This is a genomic window from Flavobacterium sp. 83 (assembly GCF_000744835.1).
Classification (GTDB): domain Bacteria; phylum Bacteroidota; class Bacteroidia; order Flavobacteriales; family Flavobacteriaceae; genus Flavobacterium.
The window spans coordinates 2,828,122-2,845,007 of record NZ_JQMS01000001.1; the positions used below are offsets into that span (position 1 = coordinate 2,828,122).

General features: G+C 32.8%; 11 protein-coding genes. 10 read left to right on the forward strand and 1 reads right to left on the reverse strand.

The window, feature by feature from the left end; genetic code table 11:
* Positions 1 to 13 precede the first annotated feature (13 nt).
* The 9 genes from glgB (at position 14) to rpsA (ending at position 15,022) form a co-directional block, all read left to right on the forward strand.
* A complete protein-coding gene (glgB, locus tag T410_RS12395) occupies positions 14 to 1,921 on the forward strand; it encodes a 1,4-alpha-glucan branching protein GlgB (RefSeq protein WP_035672180.1) in 1,908 nt (635 codons plus the stop codon).
* A gap of 198 nt (positions 1,922 to 2,119) precedes the next feature.
* On the forward strand, positions 2,120 to 4,519 hold the full coding sequence (locus T410_RS12400) for a glycoside hydrolase family 31 protein (RefSeq protein ID WP_035672182.1): 2,400 nt from the start codon (positions 2,120 to 2,122) through the stop codon (positions 4,517 to 4,519).
* Positions 4,520 to 4,608: 89 nt separating this feature from the next.
* On the forward strand, positions 4,609 to 5,424 hold the full coding sequence (locus T410_RS12405; protein WP_035672184.1) for a M48 family metallopeptidase: 816 nt from the start codon (positions 4,609 to 4,611) through the stop codon (positions 5,422 to 5,424).
* Between the two features lie 206 nt (positions 5,425 to 5,630).
* Complete coding sequence (locus tag T410_RS12410) at positions 5,631 to 6,953, forward strand: MFS transporter (protein ID WP_035672186.1); 1,323 nt, start codon at positions 5,631 to 5,633, stop codon at positions 6,951 to 6,953.
* Between the two features lie 255 nt (positions 6,954 to 7,208).
* Entirely contained in the window at positions 7,209 to 9,662 is a 2,454-nt protein-coding gene (gene lon / locus T410_RS12415; protein ID WP_035672189.1) for an endopeptidase La, read from the forward strand.
* Between the two features lie 168 nt (positions 9,663 to 9,830).
* Positions 9,831 to 10,850, forward strand: a complete 1,020-nt coding sequence (porQ, locus tag T410_RS12420) for a type IX secretion system protein PorQ (protein ID WP_035672191.1) — start codon at positions 9,831 to 9,833, stop codon at positions 10,848 to 10,850.
* A 7-nt stretch (positions 10,851 to 10,857) separates the two neighbouring features.
* Positions 10,858 to 11,553: a (d)CMP kinase gene (gene cmk, locus T410_RS12425; RefSeq protein ID WP_035672194.1), complete on the forward strand. Its 696-nt coding sequence runs from the start codon at positions 10,858 to 10,860 to the stop codon at positions 11,551 to 11,553.
* A 75-nt stretch (positions 11,554 to 11,628) separates the two neighbouring features.
* Entirely contained in the window at positions 11,629 to 12,885 is a 1,257-nt protein-coding gene (locus T410_RS12430; protein WP_035672196.1) for a nucleoside permease, read from the forward strand.
* A gap of 352 nt (positions 12,886 to 13,237) precedes the next feature.
* Positions 13,238 to 15,022: a 30S ribosomal protein S1 gene (rpsA, locus tag T410_RS12435; RefSeq protein ID WP_035672199.1), complete on the forward strand. Its 1,785-nt coding sequence runs from the start codon at positions 13,238 to 13,240 to the stop codon at positions 15,020 to 15,022.
* 99 nt (positions 15,023 to 15,121) lie between these two features.
* Here the strand turns inward: rpsA and T410_RS12440 are convergent, their stop codons facing one another.
* A complete protein-coding gene (locus T410_RS12440) occupies positions 15,122 to 16,069 on the reverse strand; it encodes a cation diffusion facilitator family transporter (RefSeq protein ID WP_051929415.1) in 948 nt (315 codons plus the stop codon).
* A 214-nt stretch (positions 16,070 to 16,283) separates the two neighbouring features.
* On the opposite strand from T410_RS12440, the gene T410_RS12445 reads away from it, so the two are divergent.
* Entirely contained in the window at positions 16,284 to 16,838 is a 555-nt protein-coding gene (locus T410_RS12445; RefSeq protein WP_035672201.1) for a fasciclin domain-containing protein, read from the forward strand.
* Positions 16,839 to 16,886 lie beyond the last annotated feature (48 nt).

The following is a 16,886-nucleotide window of genomic DNA, read 5'->3' on the forward strand; positions in this document are numbered from 1 at the left end:
TACACAATAAAATATGAATAAAGTTATCTCGCATTCCCTTTTTACCGATTTTGATATCGATTTGTTTAAAGCTGGGAAACATTTTAGACTTTACGAAAAACTAGGAGCACATCTTATAAATGTAGATGGTGTTGATGGTGTTTATTTTGCAGTTTGGGCTCCAACTGCGCATTCTGTATCTGTGGTTGGGGATTTTAATTTTTGGACGCAAGGCGAGCATCTGTTGCAAGTGCGTTGGGATTCATCGGGTATTTGGGAAGGGTTTATTCCTACTATTACAAAAGGTGCTACCTATAAATATAAAATTCAATCCAATAACGGAGGAATAGTAACTGAGAAAGCAGATCCTTTTGCTTTTTATTGTGAAAAACCACCACATACAGCCTCTGTAGTTTGGGATTTAGATTATAAATGGAAAGATAAGAACTGGATGAAAACGCGTCAAAACCATAATGGTTTAGACAAACCTTATTCAGTATATGAAGTCCATTTAGGGTCTTGGAAACGTCATGCGGAAGAAAATAGATTTTTGACTTATCTTGAATTTGCTGAGGATTTGGTAAATTATGTAAAAGAAACTGGTTTTACCCATGTTGAGTTCATGCCTATAATGGAGTATCCATATGATCCTTCATGGGGGTATCAATTAGTAGGTTATTTTGCACCAACTTCCCGTTTTGGAAATCCACAGGAATTCATGCATTTAGTTGACAAATTGCATGAAGCAGGAATAGGAGTAATTCTGGATTGGGTGCCTTCTCACTTTCCAGATGATGCACATGGTTTGGGATTTTTTGATGGATCAAATCTTTTTGAACATCCTGATCGTAGAAAAGGGTATCATCCGGATTGGAAAAGTTTAGTTTTTAATTATGGACGAAATGAAGTTCGTTCGTTCTTAATCAGTAATGCATTATTCTGGTTGCACCATTATCATGCGGATGCTTTACGAGTAGATGCCGTTGCGTCAATGCTATATTTAGACTATTCCAGAAACGATGGAGAATGGGAACCTAATATCTATGGAGGAAGAGAAAATCTTGATACCATAAGTTTCTTAAAGGAATTTAATGAAGCCGTTTATTTAAATTATGAAGGAGTTCAAACCATTGCTGAAGAAAGTACTTCTTTTCCTATGGTTTCAAGACCAACATCAGTTGGTGGATTAGGATTTGGAATGAAATGGATGATGGGATGGATGCATGATACTTTGGAATATTTTCAAAAAGATACAGTGTATAGAAAGTACCATCAAAATGATTTGACTTTTTCAATGACTTATACTTTTTCTGAAAATTTCATGTTACCGCTTTCCCATGACGAGGTTGTATATGGAAAAAAATCAATAGCGGGAAGAATGCCAGGCGATGAATGGCAAAAATTTGCTAATTTAAGATTACTGTATGGCTATATGTTTACACATCCCGGAACTAAATTATTGTTTATGGGAAGTGAATTTGGACAAAGTAGCGAATGGAATTTTGAAGGAAGTTTAGACTGGCATTTATTGCAATATCCGTTTCATGAAGGGGTTAAAAAATTGATTACTGATTTGAATAAACTGTATAAAACAGAACCTGCCTTGTATGAAAAACAATTTAGTCCGGAAGGCTTCGAATGGATTAACTATTCAGATCATCAAAATGCGGTCATGTCTTTCATTCGAAAAGGAAATAACCCAAAAGAAGATGTGATTGTAGTTTGCAACTTTACTCAAGTAGTTCGTCCTAATTATCGTATTGGTTTGCCTAAAAAAGGAAAATTAATAGAAATATTCAATAGCGATGCTGCTGAATATGGAGGAAGTGGTCTTTCTAATCCTAAAAAAATCACCATTGAAGCCTTACCATATGACGGAAGGGATTATTCTGTAGAATTACTTTTACCACCTTTAAGCGTAAATGTTTTTAAAATTTCATAATTAAATATTTACTAATATTATCAAATCACATTACTAATAAATTTCATTTAATATGAAAATAATTAGTAATGTGATTTATTATTACTATGTTTTAAAGAATATTTTTTTTTCAGGAATAGATCTAAGATATACAGTTGTTTATGAAGTATTTTTGTAAGTTTGAGTAGAAAATTGACCGCAAAATCAATACGATAGAAAATGATTACAAATACAGAATTAGAATATAAAGGAGATTTATACCCAACAAAAATTGTTTCCTTTAAACATGAAGTAGACTCCGTTTTTTTTCACACAGATAATAGTGTGATATTAAAAGTAACTGTATTAAGAGATAGTTTAATACGTTTTCGATTTACGACAAAAGGATATTTTAGTAATGATTTTTCGTATGCTATTGATAAAAGTCATACGCATGGATATAATTTTCTTGAGGTTTCTGAAGCAGAAGATTATTATCAGATAAAAACTAGCAAAGTACAGTGTCGAATTCAAAAAATAGATATGCGATTGTCTATTTTTGATTTGGAGGACTATCTCATTTTGGAGGACGAATTGGGTTTTCATTGGGAAGAAAGCTATGAATATGGTGGTAATATCGTAAAAATGAGTAAGTCTTCTAAAAATGGAGAATGTTTTTATGGACTTGGGGATAAAGCAACCCAATTGAATTTGAAGGGGAAAAGATTTGAAAATTTTGCAACAGATCAATATGCTTTTCAAAAAGACCAAGATCCCTTATACAAAGTAGTTCCTTTTTACATTGGATTAAATAACAAAAAAGCATACGGGATTTTCTTTGACAATACTTTTAGAACTTATTTTGATTTTTGTCAAGAAAGAAGAAATATAGCCAGTTACTGGGCTGACGGTGGAGAAATGAATTATTATTTTATTTACGGGCCACAAATGCAAGATGTAGTAACCACATATACTGATTTGACAGGTAAGCCAGAATTACCACCACTTTGGGCGCTTGGATATCATCAATGTAAATGGAGTTATTACCCTGAAAGTAATTTAAAAGAAGTTGCAGCTAAATTTAGGGAATTGAAAATTCCATGCGACGCACTATATTTAGATATCGATTATATGGAAGGTTTTCGATGTTTCACATGGAATAACGAATATTTTCCTGATCCTAAAAGAATGGTTGCTGAATTAGCTGCCGATGGATTCAAAACTGTTGTAATTATTGATCCGGGAATTAAAATTGACAAAGAATATTCAATATACAAAGAAGCATTAGAAAAAGATTATTTCTGCAAAAGAGCAGATGGTCCTTATATGAAAGGAAAAGTATGGCCTGGAGAATGTAATTTTCCGGATTTTACAAATCCATTAGTCAGAGAATGGTGGGCAGGTCTATTTAAAGAATTAGTTTCAGAAATAGGTGTAAAAGGAGTTTGGAATGATATGAATGAACCCGCAGTTATGGAGGTTCCAAATAAAACATTTCCAATGGATGTGCGGCATGATTACGATGGAAACCCTTGTAGCCATAGAAAAGCACATAATATTTATGGAACTCAAATGGCAAGAGCAACCTATCATGGAGTGAAACGATTTGCTTATCCAAAACGTCCTTTTGTTATTACAAGATCGGCTTATGCAGGAGCACAACGATATTCATCATCTTGGACAGGTGATAATGTTGCCACATGGGAGCATTTATGGATTGCAAATATTCAAGTGCAACGTATGTGTATTTCAGGAATGGGCTTTACAGGATCTGATATTGGAGGATTTGCAGAGCAGCCTTCGGGAGAATTGTACGCACGCTGGATTCAATTAGGAGTTTTTCATCCTTTTTGTAGAACCCATTCTTCTGGGGATCATGGAAATCAAGAACCTTGGGCCTTTGATGAAGAGGTTATTGATATCACTAGAAAGTTTGTCAGTTTGCGCTATCAGTTATTGCCGTATTTGTATACTATGTTTTGGCAATATATTGAAGAAGGGATTCCAATGTTGAAACCATTGGTGTATTATGATCAAGAAGATATTCAAACACATTATAAAAATGATGAATTTATTTTTGGAAATCAAATTTTAGTTTGCCCTATTCTTGAGCCTAATTCGTTAGGAAGAAGGATGTATATTCCTCGTGGACAGTGGTACAATTACTGGACTAATGAACAAGTTAATGGAGGAAAAGAGATTTGGGTAGATACTAAATTCGACCAAATTCCACTTTTTGTAAAATCGGGTGCTATAATTCCAAAATATCCTATCCAACAATACGTTGGGCAATTAGAATTTGATGATTTAATATTAGATGTTTACTACAAAGTAGGCAAAGAAAAGTCGGTAGTTTATGAGGATTCTCAAGATGGATATGATTATAAAAAAGGACGGTATAGCTTTCTGTCATTTCAAACAATCGGGAAGGAAAAAGAACTGATAATCCAGGTTCATAAAGAAGGAAAATACGATACCAATTACTCAAAATATAAATTAAATTTTATTGGATTACCATTTAAAGTTAAAAAAATAGAAATTGATAATGAAAAAGTTCCATTTGATAAAAAAAAATTTGAAAATAGTAACTTTATAATCGTTGATAAAGAATTTACAGAGTTGCATATTATTGGAGAATAAACAAAAAAAGTTGATACTTTTGAATTTAATTATGTAAAAATAAAATTCAAAACTTGTTGTATTTTTGTATACCAATTAAACTTAAAATTATGAAAAAATACATGTTATTGGGAGTTTGTACACTAGGATTAGTTTATTCTTGTGCTACAAATCCTCTTACAGGAAAGAAAAGTCTAAATTTTGTTTCAAATAGTGAGTTGTTTCCATCGTCGTTTGAACAATATGGAACTTTTTTGAAAGAAAATAAAGTAATAACGGGAACTACCGATGCAAAAACAGTAGAAACTGTTGGAATTCGAATTAAAGCTGCGGCCGAAAAATATTTGACTTATTTAGGACAATCACAATATCTGAATGACTACCGTTGGGAATACAAATTAATAGACAATAAAGAAGTGAATGCTTGGTGTATGCCAGGAGGAAAGATTGTTGTTTATTCAGGAATATTACCTGTAACAAAAAATGATGCGGGTTTAGCTACCGTAATGGGACATGAGGTTTCACATGCATTAGCAAATCATGGCGCACAAAGAATGAGTGCAGCACAATTACAACAATTAGGAGCTGTAGGAGTTGCAGTTGCAACTGGCAGTCAAAGCGCCGAGAAACAACAAATGTGGCAACAATATTATGGATTAGGATCTCAAGTAGGAGTTATGCTTCCATTTAGCAGAAGTCATGAAAGTGAGGCTGATAAAATTGGACTTACATTGATGGCAATTGCAGGTTATAATCCAGATGAAGCAATAATCTTTTGGCAAAGAATGGCGGCACAATCTTCAGGACAGGCGCCACCGGAATTTATGAGTACACACCCATCTGATGCTACTAGAATTGCAAATTTAAAAGTATTAGTTCCGGAAGCGAAAGCTTTAGCTGCTAAAGTTGGAGTTATTTATAGATAAACGTTTTGTTGATTCTATGTTCATTAGCCATTAGCAATGAAATTTTAAACAGGCTATTCTCGTCATAGAGAATAGCCTGTTTTTTATTTAAATTTTAATAATATAAAGGTGATTATTATTTAATAACGGTTTTTTAATGCCAAAATAGTTGCTTTTTGAACATACTAAATAAAAAATAAATAAATTCGCAACATAAATAAAGAAACATGGCAGATTTACCAAAAGGAAGTAAAAAATTATTAAATGCTTGGGCTTTTTATGATTGGGCAAACTCAGTTTATCCATTGGTCATTTCATCGGCAGTATTTCCAATTTTTTATGAAGCATTATTCTCAGATAGAAATCATTATATAACCGTTTTTGGTTTTAGTGTTAAAAATTCTGCGTTGATTAGTTTTGTTACTGCATTTGCCTTTTTGGTAGTGGCGCTAATTTCACCTTTATTGTCAGGAATCTCAGATTATGTAGGGAATAAAAAATCTTTTATGAAGTTTTTTTGTTATTTAGGAGCCTTGTCCTGCGTGGGATTGTATTGGTTTAATCTAGAAAATATATACATCGGATTATTGTTTTATTTTTTAGGTTTGATTGGTTTTTGGGGAAGTTTAGTGTTTTACAATTCCTATTTGCCGGATATTGCTTTTGTTGAACAACAAGATAAAACCAGTGCAAGAGGATATTCTTATGGTTACATAGGAAGCGTTATATTGTTAATTGTGAATTTAGGCATGATCATGATGCCTGATATTTTTGGTATAACTGGAACTAAAGGTGAGGCTGCGATGAAAGCCATGCGATACTCCTTTATAATGGTAGGGATATGGTGGATTGTTTTTAGTCAATATACGTATTATTATTTACCAAAAGGAAGTAGAAATACCGAACGCAAAGTGACTAAAGCTTTAGTGTTTAATGGATTTAGAGAATTAAAAAAAGTTTGGCATTTATTGGAAGAAAATGTTGCTTTGAAAAAATACCTTATTAGTTTTTTTGTTTACAGTATGGCTGTTCAGACGGTTATGCTGATTGCTACATATTTTGGAGCACAAGAAATTGCTTGGACATCAAAAAGTGAAAGTACAATAGGTTTAATTATATGTATTCTATTAATCCAAATAGTTGCCATTGTTGGTGCAGTTTTAACCTCAAAAGCTTCAGAGAAGTTTGGAAACATTCCTACGCTTATTGTAATTAATTGTTTTTGGGTTTTATTATGTGCGGCTGCTTATTTTATAACTTTGCCAATACATTTTTACATTATGGCAGGTTTAGTAGGACTTGTAATGGGTGGAATACAGGCTTTATCACGTTCAACATATTCTAAATTATTACCTGAGACAGAAGATACAGCTTCCTTTTTTAGCTTTTTTGATGTTTCTGAAAAAATTGGAATTGTTATTGGAATGTTAGTGTATGGAATTATTGACCAAATTACTGGAAGTCCGCGATTTGCAATAGTTTTTTTAGGGGTATTCTTTATAATGGGTGTCATTTTGTTAAAAAGAGTACCAAAAAGCAATGATAAATAGATTCATACAATTCAAAATTATAGTTCCAATTTTTTAATTTTTAAAATAGATATTTCCCTAATTAATTTTTATTTTTTTTCTTTCTTTGTAAGAAGGTGGTGTTTGTTTTTCTTATACTTTGGCATAATGATTGACTCTTTTAGTGTTAAGCAAGTTAATCATGTCATATATCGTTTTATTTAAAATTACAGCTATGATACTTTATATTTGCTTAACAAATTAAAATTTTTAATGACAAAAAGACTTAAATAATATATGTCAAATCATAAAATACTTACTATTGACAATCTGTCACTTCAAGAATTTGATTCGGAAGCTGATTTAATCCCTTTATTGACTCCTGAAGATGAGGAGGAAATGAATAATGAAGAATTACCAGATTCTTTGTCAATTTTGCCATTGCGTAACATGGTTTTATTTCCAGGAGTAGTAATACCAATTACTGCTGGACGTGATAAATCAATAAAATTGATTAATGATGCAAATGCAGCAGGAAAAATAATTGGTGTTGTTTCACAAAAAAACGAGCAAGACGAAGATCCAACTCCGGAAGATATTCATAATATAGGTACAGTAGCTAGAATTTTAAGGGTTTTAAAAATGCCCGACGGGAATGTTACTGTTATACTCCAAGGGAAAAAGCGATTTGAAATTGATTCTGTAATTGCAGAAAGTCCTTATATAACAGCAAAAATTAAAGAAGTACCTGAAAAAAGACCAGGGAAACATGATACAGAGTTTATCGCGATTCTTGATTCAATCAAAGAATTGGCGATTCAAATTATAAAAGAAAGTCCAAACATTCCTAGTGAAGCTACTTTTGCGATTAAAAATATTGAAAGCCAATCATTTTTAATCAATTTTGTTACTTCTAATATGAATTTAACAGTTAAAGAAAAGCAAGACTTATTAGCTATTAATGAATTAAAAATTAGAGCATTAGAGACTTTACGATATATGAATATTGAGTTGCAAAAACTCGAATTAAAAAATGATATTCAATCTAAAGTTCGTTTCGATTTAGACCAACAACAAAGAGAATACTTTCTTCACCAACAAATGAAAACAATTCAAGAAGAATTGGGTGGTGTTTCACAGGAAGAGGAAATGGATGAAATGTTGCAAAAGTCTTTGACTAAGAAATGGGACGAGAAAACTAAAAAACATTTCGAAAAAGAATTGTCAAAAATGCGTCGCATGAATCCTCAAGCGCCAGATTTTGGTATTCAAAGAAACTATTTAGAGTTGTTTCTGGAATTGCCTTGGGATGAATATTCTAAAGATGATTTTGATTTAAAGAAAGCACAAAAAATACTGGACAGAGATCATTTTGGTCTTGAAGATGTCAAGAAAAGAATGATTGAACATTTGGCAGTTTTAAAATTGCGAAATGATATGAAATCACCAATAATTTGTTTGACAGGACCTCCGGGAGTTGGAAAAACATCTATTGGACGTTCTATCGCAGAAGCTTTAGGTAGAAAATATGTTAGAATTTCATTGGGTGGTTTGCGTGATGAAGCGGAAATACGCGGTCATAGAAAAACGTATATTGGTGCCATGCCGGGACGAATTATCCAAAGTTTGAAAAAAGCAGGAACTTCAAATCCAGTTTTTGTTTTGGATGAAATCGATAAACTATCAAATAGTAATCAAGGTGATCCATCTTCGGCATTACTGGAAGTTTTAGATCCAGAACAAAACAATTCGTTTTATGATAATTTCCTTGAAATGGGTTACGACTTGTCTAAAGTGATGTTTATAGCCACCTCTAATAACATGGCTGCAATTCAACCTGCATTAAAAGACAGAATGGAAATCATCAAAATGTCAGGTTATACGATTGAGGAAAAGGTAGAAATTGCGCGTCAACATTTGTTTCCAAGACAATTGAAAGAACATGGTTTGACTGCTAAAGATTTAACCATTGGAAAAAAACAATTAGAAAAAATTGTAGAAGGATATACACGTGAATCTGGAGTTCGTGGTTTGGAAGCTAAGATTGCTCAAGTAATTCGTAATGCAGCAAAATCTGTTGCAATGGAAGAACCGTATAACAAGAAAGTAACAGACGAAGATATTATAAAAACACTTGGCGTTCCTAGATTAGAAAGAGATAAGTACGAAAATAATGATGTTGCCGGTGTTGTTACTGGCTTGGCTTGGACTTCTGTCGGCGGTGATATTCTTTTCATAGAATCGTTACTTTCTCCGGGAAAAGGAACTATGACAATTACTGGGAATTTAGGTACAGTAATGAAGGAATCTGCAACGATTGCTTTAGAATATATTAAGGCAAATGCTAAATTTTTAGGATTGGATTCGGAGATACTTTCTAAATATAATATTCATTTACACGTTCCGGAAGGAGCTACACCCAAAGATGGTCCTAGTGCCGGAATTGCGATGTTGACTTCATTAGTTTCGTTGTTTACACAAAAACGAGTTAAGAAAAACTTAGCAATGACAGGTGAAATCACCTTGCGTGGAAAAGTTTTGCCAGTAGGAGGAATAAAAGAAAAGATTTTAGCAGCCAAAAGAGCCAATATCAAAGAAATTATTCTGTGTCATGAAAACAAAAGTGATATTGATGAAATAAAACCGGAATACCTTGAAGGTTTGACTTTTCATTATGTCAAAGAAATGAGCGAAGTACTTAAATATGCTTTGACAGATCAAAAAGTAAAAAATGCAAAAGATCTGAAATAATAGATTAACAAGGAATAAGAAACGAATTCCAAATTTCAAAACCTGTTCTGCAGTGCTTGGGATTTGGAATTTTTATTTATAATTACGAGTTTGAAAGTTGCTGTTTATTGTATTTATAATTTTATCTTCGCATTTGCGTTTTACCTTACATAAATCGCGATTTAAAGCATGTTAAAGAAACTTTTATCATACTCCTTAGTTTTTATTTGCGCTGTATCGTACGGTCAAATAGGAGGGAAGTACACTTATCAGTTTTTGAACTTGGTCACTTCACCAAGACAAGCAGCTTTAGGCGGAAAAACTGTTACCATTTATGACGATGATTTGAATCAGGTCAATTTTAATCCAGCAACACTGAATGCGGATATGGATAACCATCTGGCTTTAAATTATGGAAGTTATTTCAAAGAAGTGACTTATGGAACAGCTTCTTATGCTTATACATATGACCGTCATTTGCAAACTTTTCAGGCTGGTGTCAATTATGTGAATTATGGTAATTTTGACGGTTATGATGAAAATGGCCAACCCACATCTACATTTACTGGAAGTGAAATTGCTCTTTCTTTAGGTTATGCGTACAATATTCCCAACACTACTATTCATTTAGGGGCGAATGCTAAATTGATTTCGTCGACATTAGAAAGTTATAGTTCTTTTGGAGGGGCAATTGACATAGGTGCTCTTTTTATAGACGAAAGAAATGATGTGAATTGGGGTTTGGCAATACGAAATATAGGAACGCAATTTACAACCTACAATGGTACAAACGAAAAACTGCCACTTGAAATTATTGCTGGTGTTTCACAAGAATTAGAAAATGTACCCATTCGTTGGCATCTTACACTGGAAAATTTACAACAATGGAATATTGCTTTTTCTAATCCTGAAAGAGCCCAATCTTCAATTGATGGAAGTTCTACCGCCGAAAAAGTATCCGTAATAAATAATGCCTTGCGCCATGTAATTATGGGAGTAGAACTTTTTCCTAAAAAATCATTTAATATTCGATTAGGTTATAATTTTCGAAGAGCAGAAGAATTACGACTTTTGGAACAACGCAATTTTTCGGGAGTCTCTTTAGGTTTTGGATTAAAAATGAATAAATTAAAATTCAATTATTCGTATTCCCGATATACTTTAGCAGGAAATACGAGCTTATTTGGTTTAACTATTAACTTACAATAATATTATTTTGGATAAAAAAATTACCATAGCAATTGACGGATTTTCATCCACAGGGAAGAGTACATTAGCAAAACAGCTTGCAAAGCACTTGGGATATGTATATGTAGACACTGGAGCAATGTATCGTGCCGTTGCATTTTTTGCAATGCAAAATGGTTATATAAATATTGATTCTTTTGATAAAGAAACATTGATTAACAGTTTGCCAAGTATAAAATTACAGTTCAAATTTAATTCTGATTTAGGTTTTGCCGAAATGTATTTGAATGATGTCAATGTTGAAAAGGAAATAAGAACTATCGAAGTTTCTAATTTTGTAAGCAAAGTAGCCGAAATATCTGAAGTGCGAGCCAAATTAGTGGAGCAGCAAAAAGAAATGGGTAAGGATAAAGGAATTGTTATGGACGGCAGAGATATTGGGACCATAGTTTTTCCGGATGCTGAACTTAAAATTTTTATGACGGCAGGGGCAGATACCCGAGCACAAAGACGTTTTGATGAATTACAAGAAAAAGGAGATTCAGTAACGTATGAAGAAGTATTAAAAAATGTAGAAGAGCGCGATTACATTGACACGCACCGAAAGGATTCGCCTCTAGTAATGGCAGACGATGCTATTGAAATCGATAATTCTTACCTTACTCGTGAAGAACAATTTAAAGTTGTTTTGGATTTAGTGGATGAAGTTGTTAAAACACTTTAATCTTTTGTAGATCTCTTTTTTAATATTAGATTTACATCTTGTTACTTTTTTAAAATTAAAAAAATAATTCATTGTATGGGAATTAAAAACAGGTTGGTATTAATGAATTTCCTTCAATTTTTTATTTGGGGTTCTTGGTTGCTTACTATTGGTGCATATTGGTTTAATAACAAACATTGGTCTGGAACCGAGTTTGGGATCATATTTTCGACAATGGGAATTTCTTCGGTTTTTATGCCTGCTTTAACAGGGATTATTTCAGATCGATTTATAAATGCGGAGAAATTATATGGTTTGCTTCATTTTTTTGGTGCAGCAGCTTTATTTTACTTACCTCAAGTAGATAATCCTACTACTTTTTTCTGGGTTATGTTAGTGAATATGTTTTTCTACATGCCCACAATTTCATTGTCAATAACGGTAGCTTATAATGCATTAATTGCAAAAGATATGGATGTCGTAAAAGATTATCCGCCTATTAGAATATGGGGGACAATAGGTTTTATTATTGCACTTTGGGTAGTTAGTTTAACACATAATGAAACTTCTGCTAATCAATTTTATATTGCAGGAATTGTTTCTTTACTATTAGGAATTTATGCATTTACACTTCCTAAATGTCCTCCGATGTGTAAAGGAGAAAAAGGAACTTCTTTTACTCAAGCTTTGGGATTGAATGCTTTTGAATTGTTTAAACAGCAAAAATTTGCCATTTTCTTTATATTCTCTATGTTGTTGGGAGCTGCTTTGCAATTGACTAATGCCTATGGAGATACTTATATTCACGATTTTGCTACTGTTGATGCCTATAAAAACACTATTGCAGTAAAATACCCTGCAATAATCATGTCGATTTCGCAAGTTTCAGAAACACTGTTCATATTAGCAATTCCATTTTTCCTTAGAAAATTTGGAATTAAATATGTGATGTTGTTTAGTATGTTGGCTTGGGTATTGCGTTTTGGATTATTTGCTTTTGGAAATCCTTCAGATGGTCTTTGGATGATTATTATGTCTTGTATTGTTTACGGAATGGCATTTGACTTTTTTAATATATCTGGTTCTTTATTTGTGGAAACACAAACGGATTCAAAAATCAGAGGAAGTGCGCAAGGGATGTTTATGATGATGGTGAACGGTTTTGGTGCATTGATTGGTAGTTTTGCGAGTGGTTTTATTATTCAAAAATATTTTACTATGGCTGATGGAAGTAAAGACTGGTTTCATATTTGGATAACTTTTGCAGCGTATGCTTTAGTTCTTGCTATAATTTTTCCTTTTGTTTTTAAAGATAAATTTGGACCTAAAGTTTTAGGAAAAATTTATCATTAAAATCCTTTTCTAATAAATATAACCCGATAGCTTTAAGAGTTATCGGGTTTTTTATTGCTGAAAAATCACTGTAAAACCTAACTAGCCCCGATGGAGCTGATATCCTCGTAGCGTAGAGATAAAGTCGAGAGCGGGAACCTTGCCTACAAAAAAGCCGATTAATTTGCTCCTGATTCTCAATTGATTATCTTATCTGTAAAATTTTGCAGTTTAAGATAAATGTGTTACTTTTGCAGTCCTTTTGGTGAATAAGAGTTTCCTTTAGGGTTCAACTAATTATACAAACAACTTCTGTTGTTTTCTAGCACATTAAGAAACTCGAGAGAATACAGAATACAAATTTTTAATCAGCATGTCTGAACAAGTAAAATCACAAGAAGAGTTTTTAGCAAATTTTAACTGGCACAATTTCGAAGAAGGTATTGATGCTGTTGATGAGAAAAACTTATTAGAATTCGAAGAACTAGTTTCAAAAACATTTATCGCTACTGATCAAGAAGAAGTGGTTGATGGTGTAGTTGTTAGAATTACAGATAGAGACGTTATCGTTGATATCAACGCAAAATCGGAAGGTGTTATTTCATTGAACGAATTCCGTTACAACCCAGCCTTAAAAGTAGGTGATACTGTTGAAGTATTAATTGACATCCGTGAGGACAAAACTGGTCAATTAGTATTATCTCACAGAAAAGCACGTACTATCAAATCATGGGATAGAGTTATTTCGGCTAACGAAACAGGAGAAATCGTTAATGGTTTTGTAAAATGCAGAACTAAAGGTGGTATGATCGTTGACGTTTTCGGAATTGAAGCTTTCTTACCAGGATCTCAAATTGATGTTAAACCAATTAGAGACTACGATGTATATGTAAACAAAATGATGGAATTCAAAGTGGTAAAAATTAACCACGAATTCAAAAATGTTGTTGTTTCTCATAAAGCGCTTATTGAAGCGGATATCGAAATCCAGAAAAAAGAAATCATCGGTCAATTACAAAAAGGACAAGTATTAGAAGGTGTTGTTAAAAACATTACTTCTTATGGTGTCTTTATTGACTTAGGTGGAGTTGATGGATTAATTCACATTACTGACCTTTCTTGGAGTCGTATTAACCACCCAAGTGAAGTTCTTGAATTAGACCAAAAATTAAATGTTGTAATCCTTGATTTCGATGATGAGAAAACAAGAATTCAATTAGGATTGAAACAATTAAACGCTCACCCTTGGGATGCTCTAGATGCTAAATTAGCAATTGGAGACAAAGTAAAAGGTAAAGTAGTTGTAATCGCTGATTACGGTGCTTTCATCGAAGTTGCTGAAGGTGTTGAAGGTTTAATCCACGTTTCTGAAATGTCTTGGTCTACTCATTTACGTTCTGCTCAAGATTTCGTAAAAGTAGGTGATGTTGTTGAAGCTGTTATCTTAACATTAGATAGAGATGACCGTAAAATGTCATTAGGTATCAAACAATTGTCTCAAGATCCTTGGACTGATATCACTGCTAAATACCCAGTAGGTTCTAAACATACAGGTATCGTTAGAAACTTTACAAACTTTGGAATTTTCGTAGAATTAGAAGAAGGAATTGATGGATTAATTTACATCTCTGACTTATCTTGGACTAAGAAAATCAAGCATCCATCTGAATTTGTAAACGTTGGTGAAAAACTTGATGTAGTAGTATTAGAATTAGATGTTGACGGACGTAAATTATCTTTAGGTCACAAACAAACTACTGCTAATCCTTGGGATCAGTATGAAGATTCTTTCGCTGTAGGAACTATCCACAACGGTGAAATTTCTGAAATTGTTGACAAAGGAGCTACTGTAGAATTCGGAGATGATATCGTTGCTTTCATTCCTACTCGTCACCTTGAAAAAGAAGACGGTAAGAAATTGAAAAAAGGTGAATCAGCTGATTTCAAAGTAATTGAATTCAACAAAGAATTCAAAAGAGTAGTTGCATCTCACACTGCTATCTTCCGTGAAGAAGAAGAGAAAAATGTGAAAACAGCGACTGAAAATACTTCTAGTTCATCTAACTCTTCTACAAATGCACCAGCTGCAACTTTAGGAGACAACAATGATGTATTAGCAGCATTGAAAGCTAAAATGGAAAAGTCAGAGAAAAAATAATTTCTTGAAACTTTTTGAATAGAGAAAGCCCCGCAATTTGCGGGGCTTTTTTTTGTTTAAGAGTTTATTATTATGAAGAATAACTGAACTTCTAGATTTTTATAAACTATTCTTCCATTCCTGAAAATCAGGTTCTACATAAAGCCACTTTACTTCGGGTCTTAAGCTTCTAAGTTCTTTTTCAAAATTATTAATCAATTGGCTTATGGATTGTGTAGTTAGATCTGGACTACATTTTATTTTTACACAAACTAAAACTTCTCCTGGACCTTGTTGAATGGTTCTGCAATTTATAACCTGAGTAATATTTGGCTCTTTTTCTATTATTGCTTCAATAGTTTCTAGAATGATTATATCTGCGCTTTCACCAATTAATAGCGATTTTACTTCAACGGCAAGAAAAACGGCTACCAAAATCAGTACTACACCAATCGCAAGTGAACCTATGGCATCATAACGACTATCTCCAGTATAATAAGAAATTAGCAAGGCAATTATTGCTAAAATTAAACCTAAGACGGCTGCAGAATTCTCGCCAAATATGACAATCAAATCACTGTCCTTTGTGGTGCGTAAATAACTAAAAAAACTACTGCCTCCTTTTCTTTTATTTAGTTCCAAAATATTGGAAAAAGTTGCGTAACCTTCTAAAGCTATTGAAAATAACAAAACTCCAATTCCCCATGCGATTTCGTGAACAGGTTCGGGGTTATTGTATTTGTGAATTCCCTCGTAAATAGAAAACATTCCTCCAATAGAAAATAGGAGCATGGCTACCATAAATGACCAGAAATAAACTGATTTTCCATATCCAAAAGGATGTTGAGTATCTGCTGGTCGTCTGGCTTGTTTTACACCTAATAATAATAGTAATTGATTAGCACAATCAGCAGATGAATGGATAGTTTCTGCCAGCATTGCTCCGGAACCAGTCATAAAAGCTGCAAATCCTTTTGAAATTACAATCACAACATTCACTATTAGACTTTGAATAATATGATGTGAACCATTAACAACCTTAGTAGCCTCTTTAGAATTTTGATCCATTGTGTTTTTAATTTAAAAAATATAAAAATAAGGATATAATGATTAATCAAATGGTTATTTTCTGAAAATATAGCTGAGAAAAATTTTCACAAATAAAATCATCACACATATATATTATTGAAATTCAATTATTTAAGAAAAACTTTCATTTTTTTAAAACTAAAAGAAATCTTACTGCGTAAATGCATTTATATAACTTAATAAAATAAATTTTATGAAAACTAGAAAATTTTTATCGATTGCATTTTTTACATTAGTATTTGGAGCTACTTCTTTCGCTCAAAAAACTGTTATGGTTGGTGGAGCTGCAATGTATCCAACTAAAAATATTGTTGAAAATGCAGTAAATTCTAAAGATCATACTACACTAGTTGCAGCAGTTAAAGCTGCAGGTTTAGTCGAAACTTTACAAAGCAAAGGCCCATTCACCGTTTTTGCCCCAACAAATGCCGCGTTTGATAAATTACCAAAAGGTACAGTTGAAACATTATTGAAACCTGAAAATTTAAAAATGTTGCAAACAATTCTTACCTACCACGTAGTAACAGGAAAAATGAATGCCTCAGACATTGCTAAAGCAATTAAAATGGGAAAAGGAAAAGCAACTTTGAAAACTGTTAGCGGTGGAACTTTGACTGCTTGGATGAAAGGAAAAGAATTATACATTACTGATGAAAATAATAATTCTGCTAAAGTTACAATTGCCGATGTGAACCAATCTAATGGTGTGATTCATGTAATTGATGCAGTTGTATTGCCAAAACAATAATTTTTTTAATTAGAGGTTGGAAGTTGTTTATTAAAAAAGTCCTGTAAT